This is a genomic window from Cellulomonas sp. ACRRI, from assembly GCF_022346185.1.
In the GTDB taxonomy this organism is placed as follows: Bacteria; Actinomycetota; Actinomycetes; order Actinomycetales; family Cellulomonadaceae; genus Cellulomonas.
This window is the reverse complement of record NZ_JAKRMS010000177.1, coordinates 1-6,143: the sequence shown is the minus strand read 5'-3', so window position 1 is coordinate 6,143 and position 6,143 is coordinate 1. Positions and strand designations below refer to the sequence as shown.

Below are 6,143 nucleotides of genomic sequence, written 5' to 3'. Positions count from 1 at the left end.
CCCCCCCGGGGGCGGGCGGTTCGTCGTCGCGCGCCGGGGACCTGGCTCAGTGGAAGGTCTGGCCCGACACGCCCGGGGCGTGTCCGGCCAGACCTTCCACTGAGCGGGTCGACGGATCCCGGAGGTCAGCCGCGCCCGGGCCGAGGGGTCCGCGCCGCCGTCCGGGCGGCGGCGCGACGATCCAGCACCGCGCCCGCGAGGTAGCTCGCCGGGCCGAGCACCGGGACCAGGAGGATCAGCGCGAGGTGCACCAGGGCGTTCGACGCCGACTCCCGGCGGCGCGCCCAGACGAGCAGCGCGGCCACCGTCAGCGCGACGAGCAGGACGGCGGTCGCGGTCCACAGCACGTCGTACGAGGCCGGGATCATCAGCCGCCAGCCCTCGACCGGTTCGCGCGTCCTCATCCGGTCCCCCTCCGCCGCGGGACGGACGACCCGCCCCGGTCCCGGACGCTACCGGGGCGCCCGCGGCAGCGAGGCCGGTTCAGCGGTCCGGTGTGGACCCGGGTTTGGTGGAAGGTCTGGCCCGACACGCCCGGGGCGTGTCCGGCCAGACCTTCCACTCGGCGGTGGTCGGGTGGAATGCTCAGCATGCTGAGGACCGCCTAGACTGGCGGGCATGACCCGACGGACGACCTGGCTCACCCTCCGAGCGCTCGTGGGGCTCGCCCTGCTCGCCGCCCCCGCCTGGGTGCTGGCGACCGCCGGCGGGGCCGTGCCGCACCAGCACTGGACGCTCGGCGCGCTGCTCGCGGTGAGCGCGCTCGCCGGTGCGGCCCTGCTGGTCGCGACCGCGCGGGCGTGGCGCCGCGACCGGCACCGCGCGACGGCGTCTCCCGACACGCCGTCGACCGGCGGCCGGCGGCCGGGCGTCGTGCACCCGACCGCCGCGTCGCCCCACGCCGAGCCCGCCGCGTCGCCCCACGCCGAGCGCGCCGCGAGCCCTGGGCCGGCGGGTCCCCGCGGCCGCCGCGTGCTGCGCGCCACCGGCGCCGGGGTCGGCCTCGCGCTGCTCGCCGTGCTCGCCGCCGCGACCGCCTGGCTCCGCCCGTTCCCCGCCACCGACGCCGCGCTCGCCGCCCTGCGCGGCGACGACGCCGTCGAGGTCCGGGAGTCCGCCGGCTGGTACGCGTTCGTCCCGCGCGGGACGGAGCCGACGACCGGCCTGGTCTACTCCCCCGGCGCCCGGGTCGACGTCCGGGCGACCGCCGCCGTGCTGCGGCCGCTCGCCGAGGCCGGGTACCTGGTGGTCGCCCTGAAGGAGCCGCTGGGCATCGCCCTCACCTCGCCCGGCCAGTCGGCGTCGGCGATGGCGGCGTTCGACGGCGTCGAGCGCTGGGCGGTCGGCGGGCACTCGCTCGGCGGGGTCGCCGCGTCGTCCTTCGCCGCCGCGCACGACGACGAGGTCGCCGGGCTGCTGCTGCACGCGTCGTACCCGCTGGGCGACATGGCGGACGCGGACCTGGTCGTCGCGTCGGTGTCCGGCTCCGAGGACGGGCTGACCACGCCGGCCGACGTCGACGCGTCGCGCGCGGACCTCCCGGCCGCGACCACGTTCACCGAGGTCGACGGGGCGGTGCACGCCTTCTTCGCCGACTACGGTCCGCAGCCGGGCGACGGCACGCCGACGGTCCCCCGCGCGCAGGCGCAGGCCGAGATCGTCGCGGCGAGCCTCGCGCTGCTCGACGAGGTCGCCGCCGGCTGACGCTTGTCCCGAGCGCACCCCGCGCACCCGCGCCACCTTCGCCGGCGGCGAGCCCGGCGGGCGTCCGCGTCAGGACGCGGGGGCCGCGTCCAGCAGGCCGCGCATCCGGCAGGCCAGGTGCAGGCCGAGGCGCACGTCCGGGTCGGACAGGTCGACGCCGAGCGTCTCCGTGATCCGCTGGATCCGGTAGGTCACCGCGTTGGGGTGCAGGTGCAGCGCGGCCCCGGCGTGCTTCGGCGAGCACTGGTGGTCCAGGTAGGCCGTCAGCGTCCGGACCGCCGTCGCGGCCCGGGTCGCTCCGAGCGCGTCGACCGGCGCCAGGAGCTCGTCCATCACCCGGCGGGACAGCGGGGAGGCGTGCAGGTCGGCGAGCACCCGGCGCAGGCCCGTGGTGTCCATGACGGTGATGACCCCGGGCCGCCCGGTCCGCAGCGCGAGCTCGGCCGCGGACCGGGCCTCGACCGACGACTGCCGGATGCCGCCGAGCCCGCGCTGGTCGGTGCCCATGCCGACGTGCACCACGGCGCCCTCGTCCGCGACGAGCCGTGCCACGGCCACGTCGACGTCGGCGCGCGCGGCACGGACCAGCACCCGGCCGTCGCCGCCGTCGTCGTCGCTGGCCAGCAGGAGCAGGCTGCCGCCGACCCGGACCACGTGCCACCAGGTGTCGGACGGGTGCATGATCTCGAGGCAGAGCATCTCGGCGCTGGACAGCAGCCGGCGGCGCTCGGCGATCGGCGGGTCGCCCTCGCCGTCGTGCCGGGGGCGCAGGTCCACCCAGAACGCCACGTGCGTGCTGTCGACCGGCAGCCCGATGCTGCGCGCCTGCTCGGTGAGGCCGACCAGGTGGGTCGGCTCGGCGACGACGATCTGCGCGAGGAGCTCCGCGCGGGTCTGCGACGGCGCGAACCGGTGCTCGAGGGTGCGGCGGACGAGCCGGCCCACCGCCGCGGCGACCGAGGGGATCACCAGATCGGCGGCGCGGTCGGGCACGGCGCACCGGACGGTGCCGACGACGCGCTCGCCGACGAGCACCGCGCCCGGGTCGGCCGGGCCGTCGCCAGCTCCGCCGGCCGAGCCCGCGACCGCGCCCCCGGCGCCCCGTGCGCCTCCGACGCCGCCCAGACCGCCGGCGCCCCCGTGCAGCTCCACCGGCCGCCCCAGCGCGTCCGACACCGCCGCGAGCAGCGCCGCCACCCCGCCGTCCTCCGCCTCGTCGTCGCCGGCCGCACCCCGGGCCAGCACGTCCAGCACCGCCTCGGCCCGCGCCACGGTGTCGGAGGTCCCGCCGCGCACGGTGCGGTTCAGCCAGACGATGAGCTCGTTGACGTCGGCGGTCGCGGGCACCGCGAGCAGGGGGAGCCCGGCGCGGGACGCGATCCGCGCCGCGGTGACCGGCACCCGCTCGGCGCCGACGAGCACGAGCCCGGCGTGCGACCGCTGCGCGGACCGGCGGACGGCGACGTCGACCTCGTACGGCTCGGCGGCCCGCAGCGCGCTCGCCATGAGCACGACGAGCGTCCCCGCGCCGGGCGACCCGACGGAGGCGAGGTCGCCGACGGTCGCCACCTCGCGGACCTCTGCCGTCTCCGCGGCCTCGCCTGCCGCCGGATCACCCGCCCCGAGCACCCGCAGACCGTGATGCGCGCCACGCGCCACCAGCTCACTGACCGTCGCCATGCCCCGAATTGTGGCGGCAGCACAGTTCCGCGCCAAAACTCGTGATGAGACGACATTCTCACCACGCGGACCCGCCCCGCAGACTCCACAGCGTGAGCGTGTTCTCCCCCATCCAGACCATCGACGCGGAGTCGGTCGGCGCCCTCGGGCGCGGCTGCGCCGTGCTCAGCACCGGCGGAGGCGGCGGCGTCGAGACCGGCCTGCTGGCCGCCGGCCACGCCCTCGAGCAGTACGGCCCCGTCGAGGTGGTCCAGCCGGGCGACGTCGCCCCGGACGCCCTCGTCGTGCCGCTGTCGGGCATCGGCGCCCCCACCGTGTCGGCCGAGATGATCCCCGACGCGGACGACGTGCTGCGGCTGCGGGACGCGGTCGAGGAGCTGACCGGCCGCGAGGTCGCCGCCGTCATGTCCTCCGAGATCGGCGGCTCGAACGGCGTGCAGCCGGTCGCCTGGGCCGCTCGGCTCGGCGTGCCGCTGGTGGACGCCGACGGCATGGGACGCGCGTTCCCCGAGGTCCAGATGATCTCGATGTACGTCGCCGGGCTGCCGGTGAACTCGATCGTGCTGGCCGACACCCTCGGCAACGTCACCACGATGAAGCCGGTCGACGGCCTCTGGGCCGAGCGCCTGGCCCGCGCGGTCGCCGTCGCCGCGGGGTCCCACGCCCTCATGGCCGACTACCTTTTGGACGGCGCGCAGCTCGACGGCGCCGTCATCCCCGGCACGGTCAGCCAGGCGGTCCGCCTCGGCCACGCCACCGAGGGCGCCGAGGACCCGCTGGCCGCGCTCGTCGAGGCGCTGGACGCCCGCGTGCTGGTCACCGGCAAGATCATCGACATCGAGCGCCGCACCGGCGGCGGCTTCGTCCGCGGCTCCGTCGTGATCGACGGCCTGGGCGACGACCGCGGCCGCCTGGTCCGCGTCGAGATCCAGAACGAGAACCTCGTCGTGCTCGACGAGGGCACCCTGCTCGCCTCCGTGCCCGACCTCATCACCGTGGTCGACACCGCGAGCGCCCGCGCCGTCCAGACCGAGAACCTCCGCTACGGCCAGCGCGTCAGCGTCCTGGCCTGGGCGTGCCACCCGCTGTGGCGCTCGGAGCGCGGGCTCGAGGTCGTCGGCCCCCGGGCCTTCGGCTACGACCTGGACTACGTCCCCGTCGAGGAGATCGGAGCCGTCCGTGGCTGACCTGCGGCAGCGCCCGCTGCGCATCGGGATCGACGTCGGCGGGACGAACACCGACGCCGTCGTGCTCGACGAGAGCGGCACCGTCCTGGCCTGGACCAAGCAGGCGACCACCCGCGACGTGACCTCCGGCCTGCAGGCCGCGGTCGGCGCGGTCCTCGACCAGCTCGGCGACGACCGCGCCCGCGTCGGCCGGGTCATGCTCGGCACGACGCACGCGACCAACGCGATCCTGGAGCGCCGCGGCCTCGGCCGGGTCGGCGTCATCCGGATCGGCGCCCCCGCGACGACCGCCGTGCCGCCGCTGTACTCCTGGCCGAAGGACCTGCGCGACGCCGCGCTCGTCGACGCCATCGTGGTCGGCGGCGGGCACCTGATCGACGGCTACCCGATCGCGCCGCTCGACACCGGGGCCATCCGCGCGTTCGTGCGGAAGCACCGCGAGGCGGCGGACGCGTTCGCGGTGACCGGCGTGTTCAGCCCGGCGTTCCGGGACCAGGAGCTCGAGGTCGCGCAGATCGTCGCGGAGGAGGCCGGCGCGGACGTGCCGGTGTCGCTCAGCCACGAGATCGGCTCGCTCGGCCTGGTCGAGCGGGAGAACGCCACCGCGCTGAACGCCGCGCTGTACGGCGTGGCCCGGGACGTCACCGACGCGCTCGACCACGTGGTCCGCGCGCACGGCCTGGACGTCGTCACGTACTTCGCGCAGAACGACGGCACCCTGATGGCGCCCGACTACGCGGCGCGCTACCCGGTGCTGACCATCGGCTCCGGCCCGGCGAACTCGCTGCGCGGCGCCGCCTACCTGTCCCGGGTGCAGGACGCCGTCGTGATCGACGTCGGCGGCACCTCGTCCGACCTCGGCGTGCTGCTCAAGGGCTTCCCGCGCGAGTCGGCGCTGGCGGTCGACATCGGCGGGGTGCGGACGAACTTCCGGATGCCCGACATCCTCGGCATCGCCGTCGGCGGCGGCACCCGGGTGCGCGGCACCGCCGACGAGGTCCGCATCGGCCCCGACTCGGTCGGCTACGCGCTGCCGCAGCACGGCCTCGCGTTCGGCGGCGAGACCCCGACGCTCACCGACGGCGGCCTGGTCGCCGGCCGGACCACGATCGACATCGCGGACGCCTCCCGCGTCGGCGAGGACGACCGCGCGCTGCTCGCCGCCGGCCTGGCCGCCGCGGACGAGGCGATCGCCGAGGCCGTCGACATGGTGACGATGGGCCGCTCCGAGCAGCCGCTGGTCGCCGTCGGCGGCGGGGCGTTCCTGGTCCCGGACGACGTGCCCGGCGTGGCCGCGGTGCTCCGCCCGGAGTTCGGCCAGGTCGCCAACGCCGTGGGGGCCGCCATCGCGCTGGCGTCGGGCCGCTGGGAGGCGATCGTCCCCGCCGGGGCCGGCCGCACCGAGGCGCTCGACGAGGCCAAGTCGGTCGCGTGCCGCCGGGCGATCCAGGCCGGCGCCGACCCCGAGCACGTCGAGGTCGTCGAGCTGACCGAGGTCCCCCTCTCCTACCTCCCCGAGCCCGCGATCCGCGTGCAGGTCAAGGCCGCCGGCCCCCTCGGCGCGCTCTGACC

5 protein-coding genes are annotated in these 6,143 nt (G+C 76.9%); 3 read left to right on the top strand and 2 right to left on the bottom strand.

What is annotated here, in order from left to right; genetic code table 11:
* Nucleotides 1-125: 125 nt before the first annotated feature.
* Nucleotides 126-404, bottom strand: coding sequence for a PLDc N-terminal domain-containing protein (locus MHY85_RS19605; RefSeq protein WP_239199814.1), 279 nt, complete (start codon nt 402-404; stop codon nt 126-128).
* Nucleotides 405-618: 214 nt separating this feature from the next.
* On the opposite strand from MHY85_RS19605, the gene MHY85_RS19600 reads away from it, so the two are divergent.
* A complete protein-coding gene (locus tag MHY85_RS19600) occupies nt 619-1,704 on the top strand; it encodes an alpha/beta hydrolase (RefSeq protein ID WP_239199811.1) in 1,086 nt (361 codons plus the stop codon).
* Between the two features lie 69 nt (nt 1,705-1,773).
* Here MHY85_RS19600 and MHY85_RS19595 read toward each other — a convergent pair whose 3' ends face one another.
* On the bottom strand, nt 1,774-3,384 hold the full coding sequence (locus MHY85_RS19595) for a CdaR family transcriptional regulator (protein WP_239199808.1): 1,611 nt from the start codon (nt 3,382-3,384) through the stop codon (nt 1,774-1,776).
* Nucleotides 3,385-3,476: 92 nt separating this feature from the next.
* Here MHY85_RS19595 and MHY85_RS19590 point away from each other — a divergent pair, with 92 nt between their 5' ends.
* A complete protein-coding gene (locus MHY85_RS19590; RefSeq protein WP_239199805.1) occupies nt 3,477-4,571 on the top strand; it encodes a DUF917 domain-containing protein in 1,095 nt (364 codons plus the stop codon).
* A complete protein-coding gene (locus tag MHY85_RS19585) occupies nt 4,564-6,141 on the top strand; it encodes a hydantoinase/oxoprolinase family protein (RefSeq protein ID WP_239199802.1) in 1,578 nt (525 codons plus the stop codon). Before MHY85_RS19590 ends, MHY85_RS19585 begins: the two co-directional genes overlap by 8 nt.
* Nucleotides 6,142-6,143 lie beyond the last annotated feature (2 nt).

What these genes read in the sequence shown, in the direction of transcription:
- MHY85_RS19605 (WP_239199814.1), bottom strand. Translation starts at nt 404, where the DNA reads ATGAGGACGCGCGAACCGGTCGAGGGCTGGCGGCTGATGATCCCGGCC.
- MHY85_RS19600 (WP_239199811.1), top strand. Translation starts at nt 619, where the DNA reads ATGACCCGACGGACGACCTGGCTCACCCTCCGAGCGCTCGTGGGGCTC.
- MHY85_RS19595 (WP_239199808.1), bottom strand. Translation starts at nt 3,384, where the DNA reads ATGGCGACGGTCAGTGAGCTGGTGGCGCGTGGCGCGCATCACGGTCTG.